This window comes from Roseovarius sp., assembly GCF_018066915.1.
GTDB lineage: Bacteria > Pseudomonadota > Alphaproteobacteria > Rhodobacterales > Rhodobacteraceae > Roseovarius.
This window is the reverse complement of record NZ_JAGPVV010000019.1, coordinates 16,241-34,307: the sequence shown is the minus strand read 5'-3', so window position 1 is coordinate 34,307 and position 18,067 is coordinate 16,241. Positions and strand designations below refer to the sequence as shown.

Here is an 18,067-nt window from a genome sequence, read left to right as displayed (position 1 = left end):
GATCGGGCGGCGGCAGAGGCCCTTCGACGGTCCTGATCTGGCCATCCGCGCCCTTGGTCAGCGCGATCTCCGCTGGAGGCACCACCGTAGCCAAGACCCCGGCCAGAACTGGCTCGCCCTCGGGATCATCAATCGGCTGGATATAGATTTCGCCGATATCCGTGATCCGGATATCGCGATAGGCGGGCACCTGAATAGGGGCCAGATCCGGCCCCAGCATCGCATCTCCCGCGCCATTGCGCAGCGTGCCATCGGTGTCACGCCGCAGGTCGCCACGGCGGCTGAGGGCGGGATCACCAGAGTCGGGCATGACATAGAAAAACCCTTGATCGGCGATTGCGACATCGAGTTCTTCGTCGGTCCGCGAGAGCCTGCCCGTTTCCTGCGAAAACCCGGCAGGGCCCGTCTCGACCTGAAAGGCACGGGTGGTCAACCCCTCCATCATCTCGAGAAACCGCACCCCGCCTTCGTTCGGCAGGTCGCGGCGATAGCCCGGCACGGTCTGGTTGGCGAGGTTTTGCGCCTGCGCCACCTGGCTGTCGCGATTGACGCCCAATGCGTTGAGCGCGGTGTAGATCATGCGGTCCATGGTGGCGCCCTGCCTTAGCTACGGATGTTCAGGACCGTGTCGGCCAAGGTGCCGTTGGTCTCGAGCGCCTTGGCCGAGGCCTGATAATTCCGTTGCGCCATGATCAGGTTGACCAGTTGCTCGGTCAGATCGACGTTCGACCGCTCGACCGAACCGGCACGGATCGCGCCAAAGCCACTTGTCCCCGGCACGCCCAAACGCACCTCGCCCGATTCACGCGAAGCCCGGTAGGTCGCGCTGCCGATACTGCCTAGGCCCTGAATATCCGAGAAATTCGCGACTGCCACCTGCCCCACGGCAACCGAACGCTCTGCCCCGTAGCTGGCCCAGACGGTGCCATCTTGACGCACATCGACCGAAGAGAGGTCAAGCTGGCGGGTGCCATTCTGTGACACGGCAATCGCGCCAAAGGGGCCATCCGACACGCGCGATCCGCCAAGCGAAACCGAGAGCGCCTGAGAGCCAAGGGCAAAGCTCATCGCCTCAAGCCCCCCGGTCTGCGCACCACCCGCATCAAAGGACAAGGTGGCCAGCGGATCGGCGGGCGTGGCTGTGACACCGTCCACAACCAGTTGGACCGTGTAGGCCAGCCCGCCATCGAGCGCGTCGGGCGCATCCGACATGACAAAGAACGCCTGCGCAGGCACCGCGCGCCCTGACCCATCAAGCACCGGGATTTGCGTGGTCGCGGCATAGGTGGTGGGATCGGCCGGATCAAAGGCCGGGGCGGGAATGGCCGCTTGCGTCCCCAACCCGCCGTTATCCGTCAGCGACAGGTTGAACGAAAGATCAACCGACGTCGTCGGCTGCGGCGTGCCAAATTGCTGCGGGATTTGCAGGCGTTGGGTCTGCGTCGTGGACAGCGTGTCGCCATTCTCCGAGGTTGGGAAAACCGTCAGGAAATGCCCTGCGGCATTGGTCACAAAACCCTCGCGGTTCATGCCAAAAGCCCCGGCGCGCGTATAGCCGGCATCGGCCCCCGCATCCGGCCCTGTGCGCACCTGAAAAAAGCCCGGACCCTGCAATGAAAGGTCGAGCACATTGCCGGTCGCCGTCAACGAACCTTGCTTGAAATCCACTCCGATGCGGCTGACCTCGGTGCCCGATCCGATCTGCGACGCAGGGCGGCTATAGGGGCTGGTGGTATAGATATCCGCGAATTCCGCCCGGCTGCCGTGAAACCCGAGGGTGCCCACGTTGGCGATGTTGTTGGAGGTGACGGAAATATCGGTCTGCGCGGCATTCAGCCCGGAAAGTGCAGTGTGAAAGCTCATGGATCTGGTCCTGTCAGGTCGTTGAAGGGTCTGTTGTTGGGTTGGGTTCAGCGGATGTCGGTGATTTCCAGGCTGCTGCGCAGGCCGTAATCTTCGACCCGGAGGGTCATGTCCTGCCCCCCTTCGGGCATCTGGACGCCCACCACCCGCGCATAGACAAAGGGCTCTGCAGGGGTGTCGCCATCCACTTCGATCGCCACCCGCACGGCACCGCGGGCCGCAACGATTTCAGGCGGCAGGCCGTCCCAGTCAAAGCCCATCAGCCCGGCGGGCTGCGCGCCCATATCCTGCCGATGCAGCTCCACGCCGGTTTCGGCATCGGAATAGATCACGCTCACGGCACTTGCGGCCTCTGGCAAATCCGCCACGCCATGCACCCCGCCCGAGGCATCAGGCCGCGCCAGCGTGCCGGGCACCAGCACCTGCTGCCCCAAGAGCGACGAGGCGGTGGCAATCCGGTTGCCCCCGATCTGGCTGCCGATATCGCTCAGGGTTGTGTTTACCCGGTCGAGGCCCGCCACAGTCGAAAACTGCGCCATCTGTGCGAGGAACTCGCCATTTTCCATCGGCGCGAAAGGGTCTTGGTTCTGTAATTGTGCGGTCATCAGGGACAGAAAATCCTGCTGTCCCAAATCGCCGTTCCCCGTTCGCTTGGGGGCCGCATTGGCAGCGGCAGCGGCGGTGAATGTGGCGCTTGCGCCGGTTGCTGTGTTGATTTCGGGCATGACGGCGCTCCTTAACCCTGACCCATCATGACCGTGCGCGCCATCAGCGTGCGCAGGGTCGAGACGGTTTCCAAAACATTCTGATACTGGCGGCTGGCCTCGACCATCTCGACCATTTCCTCGTCGGGGTTGACCACGGATTCGTAGACAAAGCCCTCTTCATCGGCCATCGGATGGTCAGGCCGGTAGGCGCGCACCGGCTCTCGGTCGAGTTGGACCACATCGGTGACATGCGTGGTCGATAGGCCCTGCTGTCCGGTCTGATCGGCATAGATCGTCTCGAACACGGGCCGCAGCGGGCGATAGGCGTCTTCCTTGGTGGTGCTGACCGCCTGCGCATTCGCCATGTTCGAGGCCACGGTATTCAAGCGCACCATCTGCGCCGACATGGCGGAACTGGCGACGTCAAAGATATTCTTGATCATCATGGCTTATTCTCCCTTGATCGCCTGGCTCAATCCGGAAATCCGCCGGTTGAGCAGCGTGAGGCTGGTCTGGTAGCGCAGGCTGTTTTCGGCAAACTCCATCTGCTCCACGGCCAGTTCGACCGTATTGCCATCGAGCGAGGGGTTGACCGGCACGCGGTATCCCGCGTGCCCGCCGTTTGGACCGCTGGTCGCGAAATGGCGGCCGTTGCTGGTGGCGAGGGCACCGCCACCGGTTTCGGCGTTGAGCACCGTTTCGAAATCCATGTCGCGCGCCTTGAATCCCGGTGTCGCCGCATTCGCGATGTTTGACGCCAGCATCCCGCCACGCTGCTCGCGCAGGGTCAGCGCCGAGGCAAAGAGGCTCAGGTGATCGCGAAACGCATCTGTCATGGCGCGGGGTCCTTTCGGGGGTCTTGAGCGCAGTTGGTCCAGTCCTTGCAGGGCGAAAGACATCGTGGATGCCCCGGCCCTGCCCGCATCCCTGCAATTCCGGTGCCAACCGGCCCGAGACCAAGGAACACCCATGTCAGAGACCGCCCCTCGCCCCGCCCTGCGCAGACCGCTCACCCTGCCCCGTAGCTTTAGCCGTGTGCTGGGGCGGCTGCTGACGCTTCCCGCCACCGAGAGCCTGCCATTGGCGAACAGCGTTTATGCGCAGACCCGCGATCCGGTGCAGCGTGCGCTTGTGCTGCGTCTGCGCCTGCGCCTCTTGCAAGAGGCGCTCGACGCACCGCGCAAACCCGCTCCACCAGCCAAGGCCGAACCCGAGGCTCTGCCGCCGCCTGCGCCGGAACCGGAGCCTGAACCCGAACCCGCCCCGCCCCCCAAACCGGCCAAGACCCCCAAGCTCGTCAGCCTCGATCTGGCAGGCGGTGCGCTGTCGATGATGATGAGCGAGTTGGGCAGCGGCGAAGACGCAGAGGATGACTTCTTCGGGGATGACTGAGCGCCGTGAGGGTCGCTATCTTTGGATAACAGCCCTCTCTTTCGCCCACGCGCAGATACCTTCGCGCGCTTTCAATTACAGTCAGATCATGGGATTGTGACTTTACTTCCAAGGCTGCCAGGAGATACGGAAATGAAACAGTTGGCACCGCATATGACCGTGAACCATACGCATCAGTTTGGGCAAGACACCAATACCCCCCTCCATCTCCCCAGTGGATGGTGGCTTGCCCCCATGCTTGGTCTCGGTATCGCGATGTGGTACTGGATCATTTCCGCGCTTCTCTCGGTTTTGGGCTAAGCCTCCCTCCAGAGCTTGCAAAGTGTTGTCGCCCGGTCGCTCTCGCGTCCGGGCGAAACCTTTTGTGCGGTGCCTAATACAGAGATTGACCCCGCGCATGTCTGCACGAGGTCAGCGATGTCCCTGTGTCGGCGGGCCTGCCTATCCGTGCGCCTCGCGGATCAGCCGCAGAATATCCTTGGCGGCCTCGGGAATATTGGTGCCGGGGCCAAAGATCGCCTTGACCCCCGCCTTCTTGAGGAAATCGTAATCCTGCTGCGGGATCACCCCACCGCAGATCACGATGATATCGCCTGCATCCCGCGCCTTGAGGGCCGCAATCAGTTTGGGCGCAAGCGTCTTGTGCCCCGCCGCCTGAGAGCTGATGCCCACCACATGCACGTCGTTGTCGATGGCGTCCTGCGCCGCCTCTTCCGGTGTCTGAAACAGCGGCCCCACATCCACGTCAAACCCGATATCGGCAAAGGCGGTGGCGATCACCTTGGCCCCCCGGTCATGGCCGTCCTGCCCCATCTTGACGACGAGCATCCGTGGCCGCCGCCCCTCGGCCTCGGCGAAATCCTCGACCGATTTCTGAATGGCGGCAAAACCTGCATCGCCTTCATAGGCCGCGCCGTAAACGCCAGCCAGCGTCTTGACCTCGGCGCGGTGCCGCCCGAATTCCTTTTCCAGTGCCATGCTGATCTCTCCCACCGTGGCGCGCGCGCGCGCGGCATCCACCGCCGCGTCAAGCAGATTGCCCCCCTCGCGCGCACGGCGCGTCAACTCGTCCAACGTAGCCTGACAGGCGGCCTCGTCACGGCTGGAGCGGATCTGCGCCAACCGGGCGATCTGGGACTCGCGCACCTTGTCATTGTCGATGTCGAGAATGTCGATCGGGTCTTCCTTGTCCTTGCGATACTTATTCACGCCGACGATCACTTCGTCACCCCGGTCGATCATGGCCTGACGGGTCGCTGCCGTTTCCTCGATCCGCAGTTTGGGCATGCCCGATTCCACCGCCTTGGTCATGCCGCCCATGGCCTCGACCTCTTCGATCAATGCCCAGGCTTTCTCGGCCAACTCATGCGTCAGGCTCTCGACGTAATAAGAGCCCGCCAGCGGATCGACCACTTTGGTCACACCGGTTTCCTCTTGCAGGATAAGCTGTGTGTTCCGCGCGATGCGGGCGCTGAAATCGGTGGGCAGGGCAATCGCTTCGTCAAGCGCATTGGTGTGCAGCGACTGTGTGCCGCCCAGAACCGCGCTCATCGCCTCATAGGCGGTGCGCACCACGTTGTTATAGGGATCCTGTTCCTGAAGGCTCACGCCGGATGTCTGGCAATGGGTGCGCAGCATCTTGGATTTCTCGTCCGAGGCACCAAACTCCGTCATGATCCGGTGCCAGAGCAGGCGGGCGGCGCGCAGCTTGGCGGCCTCCATGAAGAAATTCATGCCGATGGCAAAGAAGAACGAGAGGCGCGGCGCAAAGCTGTCCACATCCATTCCCGCAGCGATCGCCGCGCGCACATATTCGCGCCCGTCTGCCAGCGTATAGGCCAATTCCTGCACAAGGTTCGCGCCCGCCTCTTGCATGTGATAGCCCGAGATCGAGATCGAGTTGAATTTCGGCATGTGCTTGGCCGTGTAGCCGATGATGTCCGACACGATCCGCATCGAAGGCGCGGGCGGATAGATATATGTGTTGCGGACCATGAACTCCTTGAGAATGTCGTTTTGGATGGTACCCGACAGCAGCGCCTTGTCGTGCCCCTGCTCTTCGCCTGCAACGATGAAACTGGCCAGAACCGGGATCACCGCACCGTTCATGGTCATGCTGACCGAAACCTTGTCGAGCGGGATGCCGTCAAAGAGGATTTTCATATCTTCGACGCTGTCAATCGCCACGCCCGCCTTGCCCACATCGCCCTCGACGCGGGGATGGTCGCTGTCATAGCCGCGGTGCGTGGCCAGATCGAAGGCGACCGAGACACCCTGCTGCCCGGCGGCCAGATTGCGGCGGTAAAAGGCGTTCGATTCCTCTGCCGTGGAGAAGCCGGCATATTGCCGAATAGTCCAGGGGCGGCCCGCATACATCGTGGCCTTGACGCCACGGGTAAACGGAGCCTGTCCGGGGATGCTACCCAGATGCGGAAGGTCGGCCACATCCTCTTGGGTATAGAGCGGTTGCACCGCGATCCCCTCGAGCGTGTTCCACGTCAGGGTCTCGGGCGCACGCCCCCGAAGTTCCGCCGCCGCGAGTTTACGCCAATCGTCTTTCTTCGTCGCCATTCCGATGTCCTCTTTCAGTCTGACCAGAGGGCAGATGTCTCCCTGCCTCATCCGGTCCGGTTTCCTCTGATAGTCGCGCCAGACCCTCTGCCCCGGCAGAGAGCCAGAACAGATCGTCGGCATAGGCCTCTTGCAGGGCCAATCGCTGCGCCCGGTCAAAGGGCTGCCAACGCCCCTCGCCCTCGGGCAATTGTGTCACGTCGCCACCCCGCGCCGCCACAGCACGGCGCAAGGCCGCCAGATCTGGCGCACGGTTGAGCCAGAGGCGCGCCGCCTTGCGCGGCACCTCCGCCAGCCCGGTCATCGCATGCAACCGCGCCTCGGGCCGACTGGCATGCACCTCATGCGGCAGGACCACAATGTCCACACCGGGCAATGCACAGGCCAGATCACCGATCACCTCGCGCCAATGCCGGTTGACCGTCACCAGCCGGTCAAGGTCATCAACCCCCGGCACCCCATGCCCCCGCGCCACGCCATAGGCCAGCGACGACGCCCACCAGCTATCTTGTCCCCGGATCGACAGGACCACGCGGGTGATGCGCCCGTCAAAGGCATGCGCAAACCGCGCCATCCGCTCGCCGATCCCGGGATAGAGCCGCGCGCGCCGCAGATTGCGCCGGGTAGCCCCGATCATGTTTTCATCGCTGATAAGAACTCGGGTTATCCCCTGTCTCCGCGCCTCCTCCAGACGGAGCGCGATGCGACCCCGCGCGCGCTCGAGCTGGTCCGCCGCGCGTGGCAGGCCAGGTGCCGGAACAACCCCACTCAGCACCCCGTCGCGCGTCGCCTCAGGGCCCCAGTATCCCAATCCCTGCGTCGCCAAAGCGCCCGCATTGGCACGCATATAGTGCTGAAACGAGGTGGAGGCGGTGCGATGCGCCCCCAGATGCAGGATGATGTCCATGACGGGTCTGACCTTTCGATTGGCCGCACTCTGCGACCACACACGCTTGGCCCTGATCCTGACTGTCATTCCTGACCATGCGCTTAATTGCGGAAAAATTCCACGCGCCCGCCATTCGCCCTTCGCAATCGCCCCCAACAGGCCTATATCTGGACCAGCAGGAGACCCTATGAAAACACTCTTATCCCTTGTTTTGGCAGTATTTATCGCCTCATCCGCAACCGCGCAGGACAGCGATACAGGCCCCGCATCCGCCGCGATCCTCTCGGCCGATACGGTCAATTTGAATGATTTTCTCTGGCTCAAACGCCCGCTGGTGATCTTTGCCGATACCCCCGCCGATCCGCGATACATCGAACAGATGGGGTATATCACCGAGCGCCTTGATGTGCTGACCGCGCTCGATGTGGTGGTGATCACCGATACCGACCCCGCCGCGCGCTCATCCCTGCGCAAGACGCTGCGGCCCCGAGGGTTTGGCCTCGTGCTCATTGGCAAGGACGGGGTGATATACCTGCGCAAACCCGCGCCCTGGCATGTGCGCGAGATCATCCGCACCATCGACAAGCTGCCAATGCGCCAGCAGGAATTGCGAGAGCGTCCCGGCGATAGCTGATCCCGGCGCGCCATCACCCGGCCCCCATCGCCACGATCAAGAGCCCGGCTCCGGGGTCCATCAGCATGAGCGCGCCTGTCTCTGCCTCCCAGGCCAGAACCGCACCAGATTGCCCCAACAGATGATGAAACGCGCTCTCGCTTGTGGCCTCCATGCAGGCGCGCGCCTCTAGCCCTGCGCGGCGCATGGCCATGCCGGTGGGACGGTCGAGATTGGCCATGGCCACCATCGCGGCATCAGGTGCCAGTCCCGGCGTGACCAAGGCGGCAAGCCCCCGTGCGGCCAGCACCCGCACCATTTCGGGCGGTGATCCGACCAGGGGCATCGCCGCCTTGATCCGCCCATCCGCCACCCGGTAAAGGCCCACGGCACAGTGCATCGTCGCGGTAAAGACCACCGTTTCCCCTAGCGCAAACCACGCCCCCAACCGTCCCCGCTGCTCCGCCTCGGCATCGCGCGCGCAGGCGGACACAAAAGCGATCACCGCGAGGAACAGTCCGCACGCGCGCGCATGAGGGCCAAAGTGGCTCATTCGAAATAGCTCTCCTCGACCACTGAAACTTTGAAGATCTCTGTCACACGACAACCGACTTCATGTGCCACCATCAAGCGCGCAAGTTGAGGCCCATCAATGAGCACGATCCGCGCGCCTAACTTCTCCGCTGTCGCTCGGGCATTCGGACTGAAAGACGAGGTAGTGACGAATATACCCTTAGTTACGTCCTTCAGGCCCAGCGCCCCGTAAAAATCCCGGATCGCCGCTGATCCGATAGGACTCCCAGCCTGATAGCGCTTGGCTTGCACATAGACCTGATCAACGCCCAAGGGATCGAGGTTGATCACTCCATCCACCCCATCATCACCAGATTGGCCGAGCACGTTACCCGCTGCCGTTCCGTAGCCATAGCCCATTTTCAAGAGCAGATCGACAATCACCCCCTCGAAGAATGCGGGTTCTGCCTCGCGCAGGCGCGACAGGATATCCGCCGCCAACGCATTTGCGATTTGCTCATAAGACACGCGCATCGCTTCGTCCGGTGTTGTCGCACTTGAAGGCACTATTTCTAGTGGTTCATCACCTGTAGAGCCTGATCGCGCCTTAAACTCCAAGAATGCATCGTAACGCGAGAGAAACTTTGCATCGATCCGCTCGGGCTTCGCGTTCAGTACTCGGCGTCCTTCTTCAGTAATCTCGAAATGTCCACGTCGCGTATTTCGAAGAAGACCAGCTTGCTTTAGATAACTGCGTGCCCAATGTACTCGGTTGGCAAACTTCGTCTGCTTACCGCTTGGCAACAACTCTGATCTCTCATCCTCAGTGAGACGGAATGCTCGCTCCAATTGAGTGACCGCGTCCGAGATTTTCATCTCTCCGGACGCCGCCAACTCAAGCACCGGCTTCATCAAGGATTGATAATCAGGTATCATCCGCTCACTCGAACTCCATGATCACATCGTCCACCGCCAGACTGTCGCCCGGTCCGGCGTTGACCTTTGCCACCACGCCCTTGCGTTCGGCCCGCAGGATGTTTTCCATCTTCATCGCCTCCACCGTGCAGAGTGCCTGCCCCTCCTGCACCTCGTCGCCCGGCGCGACATTGACCTTCACGATCAACCCCGGCATCGGGCAGAGCAGCAGCTTTGATGTATCAGGCGGCAGTTTCTCGGGCATTAACGCCGCCAATTCCGCCTGACGGGGCGTGCGCACATGCACCTTGAGATCGGCGCCGCGTGTGCGGATGCGGAACCCGCCGCTGATCTTGCCGACCTTGAGCACCAGCGCCCGGCCATCCACATCGAGCCGCGCCAGTTGATCGCCCGGTGTCCAGTCGCTTGTGACGCGCAGGGTGTCGCCGTCGTCGAACCGCACGGTCGCCCCCCCGCGATCCGCCGCCACCACCACGGCATAGCTGTGGCCTTGCAGGTTCACGACCCAATCCTCGCCCACATGCCGCTCGTGATTGTCCATCCGCCCCGACACCCGCGTGCGCCGGATTTCGGCGACACGGTGCATCGCCGCCGTACTTGCCGCAATCGCGCGCAACGCCTCTTCCGGCAGCGTGACGCCAGTGAAGCCTTCGGGATATTCCTCGGCGATAAAGGCCGTGGTGATATTGCCGCTGACAAAGCGCGGATGATCCATCACGGCACTGAGGAACGGCAGGTTATGCCCGATCCCCTCAACCTCAAAGCTGTCGAGTGCCACCCGCATGCCCTCGATCGCCTCGGCGCGGGTATGGCCCCAGGTGCAGAGCTTGGCGATCATCGGGTCATAATACATGCTGATCTCGCCGCCTTCAAAGACGCCGGTGTCATTGCGCACCACGGCCCCTCGATGGCCAATTCCTCGGGCGGACGATAGCGGCTCAGACGGCCGATCGACGGCAGGAACCCGCGATAGGGGTCTTCGGCATAAAGGCGGCTCTCCATCGCCCAACCCTTGAGCTTTACATCGGCCTGCGTGAGGCTGAGCGCCTCACCATTGGCCACCCGGATCATCTGCTCGACCAGATCAACGCCGGTGATCAATTCCGTCACCGGATGCTCCACCTGAAGGCGCGTGTTCATCTCGAGGAAATAGAAATTCTTTTTGCCATCGACGATGAATTCCACGGTGCCCGCACTGGCATAGCCCACCGCCTGCGCCAGCGCCACGGCCTGCTCGCCCATCGCCTTGCGCGTGGCCTCATCCAGAAACGGGCTCGGCGCCTCTTCGATGACCTTTTGGTTCCGGCGCTGAATGCTGCATTCCCGCTCGCCCAGATAGATGCCGTTACCGTGGGTATCGCAGAGCACCTGAATCTCGATATGGCGCGGTTGGGTGACGAATTTCTCGATAAAGATGCGGTCATCCCCGAAACTCGACGCGGCCTCGTTCTTGGAGGATTGAAATCCCTCACGCGCCTCTTCGTCATTCCAGGCGATACGCATCCCCTTGCCGCCGCCCCCGGCAGAGGCCTTGATCATCACCGGATAGCCGATCTGGTTCGAGATCGTCACCGCCTCTTCGGCATCGGCGATCAGGCCCATGTAGCCGGGCACGGTGCTGACGCCGGCCTCCTGCGCGATCTTCTTGCTGGTAATCTTGTCGCCCATTGCCTCAATGGCCCGCACCGGCGGCCCGACAAAGGCCACACCCGCCGCCTCGAGCGCCTGCGCGAATTTGGGGTTCTCGGACAGAAAGCCATATCCGGGATGCACCGCCTCGGCCCCCGTGGCCTTGATGGCGGCCATCACCTTGTCGATCACGATATAGCTCTCAGAGGCGGGTGCCGGTCCGATGTGAACAGCCTCGTCGGCCATGCGCACATGCAGCGCGTTGCGATCCGCATCGGAATAGATCGCCACCGTCGCAATCCCCATCTTGCGCGCGGTCTTGATCACGCGACAGGCGATTTCGCCCCGGTTGGCAATCAGTATTTTCTTGAACATCTTCCGTCCCTTCCTCTCATGTCGGCGCGGTCTTCAGGCGGCGCGCCGGATCTCTTCTGGCACAACAACAAAGCCACCGGCGCGCAAGGTGCCGGTGGCTCGAATGACTTGGTCTTGGATGACGGGCAGAGCGTCCGAAAGCGCGCTCTGGCTCAGGTCGTCAGCAGCGGTTCGGATAGGCCTGGCAGAATACCACGTTGCCCGCGGCCCCGACTGCGGCACCGGTAATGACGCTGCCGCCGACGACAGCCGTCGTGAGGGCCCCAGCCCCGCCCCCGATAAGCGCCTGCTCCGGCACCGTGTCGCCACAGGCCACCAAAGCGCCAAGTGCCAGAACACCAAGTGCTTGGGCGAATCTGCGCGGAGCGAGATATGTTTGAAGTCTTTGCATGATGGGCGTCCTTCTGTGATGTCACATGTAAAATCCACGCCATAAAACGTCACGAACCGGGCAAGGTCAAAGCGATTGCGCAGCGCCCTTGCATCATCGGCGAAGGCCCGCGCATCTGCGGCAGGCTTTGCAACTATCCTATTTTCAACACAAAAAGAGGGCGATCCTTGCACGCCCGCACAGGATCGCCCCCAGGGGGAAGGGCGGCGGGACAGACGCAATGTCACGACCTCTGGGGAAAGGACTCCCGCCACTCGTTCCACCTTGGCAGCATCTTTCGACCGCACCAAGCACAGCTTCCGCGCGATACCCGCATGAGCAGAGCCTTGCCTATTTTCATCCGCCATAGGCAGAACGCCGCGCATGCTGCGGCTCTGAACCGCGGTTCTGGAGCGGTTCACGCGCGCCCTGCTCACACGAACACCTCGGGAAATGACTCGCGCGCGAGCGCGAGATCCAGAACCAGCAGCGCCTCGTAACTTGTGGAGTCAAAGGGGTCATCAACCGGCTTGACCTCGCGGCCCAAAAGCCAGCTCAACCGCCCGGCATCGAGATTGCCACGCTCGAACGGCTCTTCGCCAAAACACTCCCATATCGCACGCACAAAGGCGGCGTCCGCGCGTTTGTCGGCGGCCTTGCGGTCTCGGTACCGCTCGCGCGCAATCAGAGGGGTGGCCCCCTTGGGATTCGCGCGTCTGATGGTGAATTGGAAATCCGTGCCCGGCAAACGACCGGGAAATCCGCGATGTTTCAACATGTTGCGCCCTCCGAATCAAAGGGGCGCGGCGCGGCAGAGTGTGTGGTGGACGGGACGGACCATGTGGTCCGTCCCGTGCCTAGCCCGATGGGCTTACTTGTACTTGCCGGTCGAAACGGGCTCGGTCGTGATCGGCTCGACCACAACGAACTCTTCTTCGGCAGGCTGGGCGCATGCTGCGACAACGGCGATGAAACCGATTGCGAGAATGCTCTTGATGCTCTTCGACATGTATATCTCCTGTCTCTCGTAACTTCATGAAGAGACGCGCAAGGACACCATGTCCCTGCCCGTCTCAAGGGCGAGGTAAAGGTCGCTTGGGTGCAACCTCGACGCAGCTTATCGGAATTTTTAGGATTTGAACATCGGTCATCACCAATCCCGTGCGCCTGTGTCCCCAAAGCCTCAGTCCCGCCAAGGTCTTGATTTCGCGACGCAAGATTTTGCGTTTTCATTAGAACATCTCCCAGATGCAGGCGCCTTCCTGCGGCCTGTAGGCCTCAAAGACCTGAATGACATCGGGGTCGAAAACCCCGAATTCTGACGGTCGATCCGCCAGCGAAATAACAACCTGAGCGGGCATCGGCCCCGTGTTCGCCAGTCGCGGCAGGGCGTAGCTCTCGCACAGCCAGACCAGATCAGCCAGCACCGTTTCGAGTTGCGCATCCGTATCGCCAACCCCGGCGAATCCCTCTGCCACAAACCGAAAGCGATAGGTCAGACCCAGACCCGGCCGGTCGGTCAGCACCTCCTGCACCCGCGCTCTAAGGCCCGAGGGCAGCGGCAGCGCCTCCTCCTGCGCTGCCGCCCCTTGGGCGAGAGCCAGCCCGACGCTCAGCGCCACAGCCCACCTCACCCGTCTCATCGCGCGCCGCCCATCCAGCGCACGCGATTCGCCTCGTCCTCCAACACCTGTGCAATCAGCGCCTCGCACCCGGCGCGATCAAACCGGCCCATGACGGCGCCCCCGGCCTGCACATGCATCGCCTGCGCGTCCCGGCGCACGCGCACCGCGGGCGCATAACCGCGCAGCGATTGCAGCGCCCGCCACAGGTCTTGCCGCACAAGATGCGCCAAGCGCCGCCGCCCGGTCGTGCCCGCCAGAACCGTCTCCACCGCCAAATCGAAGCGCACAGGCACCCGCCGCGCAACTGTCAGTGCGCCGCCCTCCTCGTCTTCGATCACATGCCAGTGGCTGCGCCCCATCCTGCTCCTCCGTGCGTCATCTGGCCCTAAATACCTCGGGGGACTGGGGGCAGCGCCCCCAGTCCTCGCCCCCCTCAGAGCGGAATGTTATCGTGCTTTTTCCAAGGGTTGCTGAGCTTCTTGTTGCGCAACGACGCAAATGCCCGGCTTACGCGCATCCGCGTGCTGCGCGGCTGGATCACCTCGTCGATAAAGCCGCGCTCGGCGGCGACGAACGGATTGGCAAAGCGGCCCTCGTAATCCTTGGTATGCGCCGCGATCTTGTCGGGCGACCCCAGATCGGCGCGGTGGATGATTTCGGTGGCGCCCTTTGCCCCCATCACCGCGATTTCCGCCGTGGGCCAAGCATAGTTGAAATCGCCCCGCAGATGTTTGGAGGCCATCACGTCATAGGCCCCGCCATAGGCTTTGCGGGTAATGACCGTCACCTTGGGCACCGTCGCCTCGCCATAGGCAAAGAGAAGTTTCGCGCCGTGCTTGATCACGCCGCCATATTCCTGGCCCGTACCCGGCAGGAACCCCGGCACATCGACAAAGGTCAGGATCGGAATCTCGAACGCATCGCAGAACCGTACGAACCGCGCCGCCTTGCGGCTGCTGTCGATATCCAGACACCCTGCCAGCACCATCGGCTGATTGGCTACGACCCCCACGGTCTGCCCTTCAAGGCGAATGAAGCCGGTGATGATGTTCTTGGCGAATTCCGCCTGAATTTCGTAGAAATCCGCCTCATCCGCGACCTTGAGGATCAGTTCCTTCATGTCATAGGGGGTGTTGGCATTGTCGGGGATCAGCGTATCAAGGCTCTGCTCCACCCGCCCCGGCTCGTCAAAGAACGGGCGCACAGGCGGCTTTTCGCGGTTGTTGAGCGGGAGGAAATCCACCAGACGCCGCACTTCGGCCAAGGCCTCTACATCGTTTTCGAACGCCCCATCGGCCACGCTCGATTTCTTGGTATGGGTCGATGCGCCCCCGAGTTCCTCGGCCGTGACCACTTCGTTGGTGACGGTCTTGACCACATCGGGGCCGGTCACGAACATGTAAGAGCTGTCGCGCACCATAAAGATGAAATCGGTCATCGCCGGGCTATAGACCGCGCCACCCGCACAGGGGCCCATGATGAGCGAAATCTGCGGAATCACACCGCTCGCCATGATGTTGCGTTGAAACACCTCGGCATAGCCTGCAAGGCTGGCTACGCCTTCTTGAATCCGCGCGCCACCCGAATCGTTGATCCCGATGACCGGCGCGCCGTTCTGCATGGCCATATCCATGATCTTGCAGATTTTCTCGGCATGGGTTTCCGACAAAGACCCACCGAACACGGTGAAATCCTGCGAAAAGACATAGACCATGCGGCCATTGATCGTGCCCCAGCCGGTGACGACGCCATCGCCATAGGGCCGCTCTTTCTCCATCCCGAAATCGGTGCAGCGATGCGCCTTGAACATGTCGAATTCTTCAAAGCTGCCCTCGTCGAGCAACAATTCGACCCGCTCGCGGGCCGTCAGCTTGCCCTTGGCATGCTGAGCCTCGATCCGGCGCTCGCCACCGCCCTTGCGTGCTTCGGCGCGGCGGTTCTCCAATTCCTGAAGGATGTCTTTCATGGCACTCCCCTTGCGATGTTGCGCGCAGCATAGGGTTTACAAGGCAGAGCGCAAAGCAGAATCAGGCAAATTTGCAAATCATCGCAAAGTATATTTCGCAAATCTGTAAACTTGCAAAACCTGTCTGCGCCCGATGGACTTCCCCTCAGGCCACTCCTAGCCATGACCCATGACCCGCGCACAGACATCCAACTATCTCGACCGCACCACCCCGCCGCATATCTCGACGCTGATCCTGCTGGCGGGCCTATCGGCGCTTGCAATGAACATCTTCCTGCCCAGCCTGCCGGGGATGACAGCCTATTTCAACACCGAATACCGGCTGATTCAGCTTTCCGTCGCCCTCTACCTCGGGGTCAATGCCGGGCTTCAACTGCTGATGGGGCCAATCTCGGACCGGTGGGGGCGGAGGCCGGTCATTCTTTGGGGTCTTGGCCTCTTTCTAGTGGCGACCTTGGGCTGCATCTTTGCCCCCAATATCACGGTCTTCCTGACGTTTCGCATGGTGCAGGCCAGCGTTGTGGTCGCCATGGTCCTGTCGCGCGCCATCGTGCGCGACATGGTTCCTCAGGACCGGGCCGCCTCGATGATCGGCTATGTGACCATGGGCATGGCGGTGGTGCCGATGATCGGCCCGGCCTTTGGCGGGCTCTTGGACGAAGCCTTTGGCTGGCAAGCGAATTTCTGGGCGCTCTTCGTGCTGGGGGCCGCGCTCTTTGTCGTCTGCTGGCGTGATCTGGGCGAGACCGCCCCCCTCACGGGCCGGACCCTGATGCAGCAGTTCCGCGACTATCCCGCGCTTCTGACCTCGCGCAGGTTCTGGGGCTATGCGCTTGCGGCGGGGCTGAGTTCGGGTGCGTTCTTTGCCTATCTGGGCGGTGCGCCCTTTGTGGGGGATCGGGTCTTTGGCCTGCCTCCATCGACACTTGGGCTCTTGTTCGGTGCCCCGGCGATTGGCTATTTCCTCGGCAATTTCGCCTCGGGGCGATTTTCCATGCGCATCGGCGTCAACCGCATGGTGCTTTGGGGCACGCTCTTTAACGCGGGGGGGATTGCGCTCAATCTCACGCTGTTTCTCGTGGGGTTGGGTACGCCATTCACGTTCTTTGGGCTGATGACCTTCATGGGGCTTGGCAATGGCATGGTGATCCCCAATGCCACCGCCGGCGCGTTGTCGATCCGCCCGGACCTTGCAGGCACGGCAAGCGGGTTGTCGGGCGCGCTTATGATTGGCATCGGCGCGGGCCTCTCGGCGCTTGCGGGCACGCTTCTCACCCCCGGCAGCGGGGCCTATGCCTTGCTGGGGCTGATGCTCTCGACGGCGCTCGCGGCGATTGTGACCATCCTCGCCGTCATCCGCCGCGAACGGAGGCTGGGGTTGTCGCCCAAATGACTCACTGAGGTTCACGATTGCTTTAGCGCCTCTGGCCACTGACCCCCACCGCCCCCACGTGTTTGAGAGAACAAGCACAGGAGGCCACTATGATACGCCGCAACACCCCGCCGCTGCATTCGAACGTGCCGGTCCACCGTTCCCCCTTTCCATACCGCTTCACCGATTGGGCCGCGATCTGAGGCGCGCGCGCGACCGGATCGCAACAGTTCCGGCCAGAACGCGAGATGTGAACGCATTTTGATTTCTACCACCGCCGCGACCCGTCCTATAAACGAGCCCATAGTTCAGGAGGTTCCCGATGATCCATCGCCGCACATTCATGGCCACTGGCCTCGCCGCCATGGGCACAGCATCCCTTGCCAATGCCTTCGAGGTTGATCCGCGGTTCATGCCGCAGGAGGTCTCTTTCGATCCGGTCTATCAACCCGGTCAGCTCATCGTGCTGCCGCGCGCGCATTTTCTCTATTTCGTGACCCAACCGGGCCGCGCCCGCCGCTATGGCGTGGGCGTGGGCAAGGCGGGGCTGGAATTCACCGGCACCGCCACCATCGCCGTCAAGAAAGAATGGCCGACCTGGCGCCCGACCGACGAGATGATCGAACGCGATCCGCATACTTATGGGCGGTTCAAGGGCAATGACTATGTGCAGCCCGGCGGCGCCGACAATCCGCTCGGGTCCCGCGCGCTCTACCTTTTTCAGAACGGGCGCGACACCTATTACCGGATTCATGGCACGACACAGCCCTCGTCCATCGGGCGCTCTGTCTCGAACGGCTGTATCCGGATGATTAACGAACATGTGCAGGATCTCTACGAACGCGTGCCGATCGGCACAGTCGTTACAGTTCTGTAATCTTGATTTTTGCACGGGGAACCGGCATATTTCCCCGTGCGACGTTACCACTATCGACCATCTGTCCTTTTCGGCTCAGTCACTCGATGTTGCATGACTTTGCCGGGTTGCCGCACTCCCGCGGGCAACAATTATAAAAGGAATCAGCAAGATGGCGACTGGCACCGTGAAATGGTTCAATGCCACCAAAGGCTATGGCTTTATCGCGCCCGATGGCGGCGGCAAGGATGTGTTCGTCCACATCAGCGCGGTCGAGCGCGCGGGCCTCACCGGCCTTGCCGACAATCAAAAGGTCAAGTTTGACATCGAATCCGGCCGTGATGGTCGTGAATCCGCGTCGAATATCGTTCTCGCCTGAACGCAGACCGC

General features: G+C 62.2%; 20 protein-coding genes and 1 pseudogene. 5 read left to right on the top strand and 16 right to left on the bottom strand.

Features of this window, described 5'->3' with window-relative positions; genetic code table 11:
* From KBT70_RS01175 to flgB, 5 genes are all read right to left on the bottom strand, one after another.
* On the bottom strand, window positions 1-589 hold a 589-nt coding region (locus KBT70_RS01175), incomplete at its 3' end, for a flagellar hook-basal body complex protein (protein WP_296627819.1).
* A 14-nt stretch (window positions 590-603) separates the two neighbouring features.
* Window positions 604-1,863, bottom strand: coding sequence for a flagellar hook protein FlgE (locus tag KBT70_RS01170; RefSeq protein WP_296627816.1), 1,260 nt, complete (start codon window positions 1,861-1,863; stop codon window positions 604-606).
* A gap of 47 nt (window positions 1,864-1,910) precedes the next feature.
* On the bottom strand, window positions 1,911-2,588 hold the full coding sequence (locus KBT70_RS01165; protein ID WP_296627814.1) for a flagellar hook capping FlgD N-terminal domain-containing protein: 678 nt from the start codon (window positions 2,586-2,588) through the stop codon (window positions 1,911-1,913).
* 11 nt (window positions 2,589-2,599) lie between these two features.
* Window positions 2,600-3,016: a flagellar basal body rod protein FlgC gene (gene flgC / locus KBT70_RS01160; RefSeq protein ID WP_296627811.1), complete on the bottom strand. Its 417-nt coding sequence runs from the start codon at window positions 3,014-3,016 to the stop codon at window positions 2,600-2,602.
* A 3-nt stretch (window positions 3,017-3,019) separates the two neighbouring features.
* Window positions 3,020-3,406, bottom strand: coding sequence for a flagellar basal body rod protein FlgB (gene flgB, locus KBT70_RS01155; protein ID WP_296627808.1), 387 nt, complete (start codon window positions 3,404-3,406; stop codon window positions 3,020-3,022).
* A 133-nt stretch (window positions 3,407-3,539) separates the two neighbouring features.
* Between flgB and KBT70_RS01150 the strand changes: the two genes are divergently transcribed.
* On the top strand, window positions 3,540-3,962 hold the full coding sequence (locus KBT70_RS01150; protein WP_296627805.1) for a hypothetical protein: 423 nt from the start codon (window positions 3,540-3,542) through the stop codon (window positions 3,960-3,962).
* Between the two features lie 441 nt (window positions 3,963-4,403).
* Here the strand turns inward: KBT70_RS01150 and scpA are convergent, their stop codons facing one another.
* Both scpA and KBT70_RS01140 read right to left on the bottom strand, forming a co-directional pair.
* Window positions 4,404-6,533 carry a methylmalonyl-CoA mutase gene (gene scpA, locus KBT70_RS01145; RefSeq protein WP_296627802.1) on the bottom strand — a complete coding sequence of 710 codons (2,130 nt, stop codon included), beginning with the start codon at window positions 6,531-6,533 and terminating at the stop codon, window positions 4,404-4,406.
* Window positions 6,505-7,440, bottom strand: a complete 936-nt coding sequence (locus KBT70_RS01140) for a hypothetical protein (RefSeq protein WP_296627799.1) — start codon at window positions 7,438-7,440, stop codon at window positions 6,505-6,507. Before KBT70_RS01140 ends, scpA begins: the two co-directional genes overlap by 29 nt.
* A 169-nt stretch (window positions 7,441-7,609) precedes the next feature.
* On the opposite strand from KBT70_RS01140, the gene KBT70_RS01135 reads away from it, so the two are divergent.
* Window positions 7,610-8,056, top strand: a complete 447-nt coding sequence (locus KBT70_RS01135; RefSeq protein WP_296627797.1) for a DUF4174 domain-containing protein — start codon at window positions 7,610-7,612, stop codon at window positions 8,054-8,056.
* Between the two features lie 13 nt (window positions 8,057-8,069).
* Here the strand turns inward: KBT70_RS01135 and KBT70_RS01130 are convergent, their stop codons facing one another.
* From KBT70_RS01130 to KBT70_RS01090, 9 genes and pseudogenes are all read right to left on the bottom strand, one after another.
* Window positions 8,070-8,588, bottom strand: coding sequence for a hypothetical protein (locus KBT70_RS01130; RefSeq protein WP_296627795.1), 519 nt, complete (start codon window positions 8,586-8,588; stop codon window positions 8,070-8,072).
* Window positions 8,585-9,484: a restriction endonuclease gene (locus KBT70_RS01125; protein WP_296627792.1), complete on the bottom strand. Its 900-nt coding sequence runs from the start codon at window positions 9,482-9,484 to the stop codon at window positions 8,585-8,587. The genes KBT70_RS01130 and KBT70_RS01125 overlap by 4 nt, the downstream gene beginning before the upstream one ends.
* Before the next feature lie 4 nt (window positions 9,485-9,488).
* A pseudogene (locus tag KBT70_RS01120) lies at window positions 9,489-11,488 on the bottom strand (acetyl/propionyl/methylcrotonyl-CoA carboxylase subunit alpha).
* A 160-nt stretch (window positions 11,489-11,648) separates the two neighbouring features.
* The gene (locus tag KBT70_RS01115; protein WP_296627790.1) at window positions 11,649-11,879 is read right to left on the bottom strand and encodes a hypothetical protein; all 231 of its coding nucleotides are present in this window, start codon (window positions 11,877-11,879) and stop codon (window positions 11,649-11,651) included.
* Window positions 11,880-12,291: 412 nt separating this feature from the next.
* Entirely contained in the window at window positions 12,292-12,636 is a 345-nt protein-coding gene (locus KBT70_RS01110) for a hypothetical protein (RefSeq protein WP_296627787.1), read from the bottom strand.
* Window positions 12,637-12,729: 93 nt separating this feature from the next.
* Complete coding sequence (locus KBT70_RS01105) at window positions 12,730-12,867, bottom strand: hypothetical protein (RefSeq protein ID WP_296627785.1); 138 nt, start codon at window positions 12,865-12,867, stop codon at window positions 12,730-12,732.
* Between the two features lie 223 nt (window positions 12,868-13,090).
* Window positions 13,091-13,501 carry a DUF6497 family protein gene (locus KBT70_RS01100; protein WP_296627783.1) on the bottom strand — a complete coding sequence of 137 codons (411 nt, stop codon included), beginning with the start codon at window positions 13,499-13,501 and terminating at the stop codon, window positions 13,091-13,093.
* On the bottom strand, window positions 13,498-13,842 hold the full coding sequence (locus KBT70_RS01095) for a hypothetical protein (protein ID WP_296627781.1): 345 nt from the start codon (window positions 13,840-13,842) through the stop codon (window positions 13,498-13,500). The genes KBT70_RS01100 and KBT70_RS01095 overlap by 4 nt, the downstream gene beginning before the upstream one ends.
* 74 nt (window positions 13,843-13,916) lie before the next feature.
* Window positions 13,917-15,449, bottom strand: a complete 1,533-nt coding sequence (locus KBT70_RS01090) for an acyl-CoA carboxylase subunit beta (protein WP_296627777.1) — start codon at window positions 15,447-15,449, stop codon at window positions 13,917-13,919.
* Window positions 15,450-15,618: 169 nt separating this feature from the next.
* Between KBT70_RS01090 and KBT70_RS01085 the strand changes: the two genes are divergently transcribed.
* The 3 genes from KBT70_RS01085 (at window position 15,619) to KBT70_RS01075 (ending at window position 18,056) form a co-directional block, all read left to right on the top strand.
* Window positions 15,619-16,842 carry a multidrug effflux MFS transporter gene (locus tag KBT70_RS01085; protein WP_296627774.1) on the top strand — a complete coding sequence of 408 codons (1,224 nt, stop codon included), beginning with the start codon at window positions 15,619-15,621 and terminating at the stop codon, window positions 16,840-16,842.
* A 301-nt stretch (window positions 16,843-17,143) separates the two neighbouring features.
* A complete protein-coding gene (locus KBT70_RS01080) occupies window positions 17,144-17,698 on the top strand; it encodes a L,D-transpeptidase (protein ID WP_296627771.1) in 555 nt (184 codons plus the stop codon).
* Between the two features lie 151 nt (window positions 17,699-17,849).
* A complete protein-coding gene (locus KBT70_RS01075; RefSeq protein ID WP_296627768.1) occupies window positions 17,850-18,056 on the top strand; it encodes a cold-shock protein in 207 nt (68 codons plus the stop codon).
* Window positions 18,057-18,067: the final 11 nt, after the last annotated feature.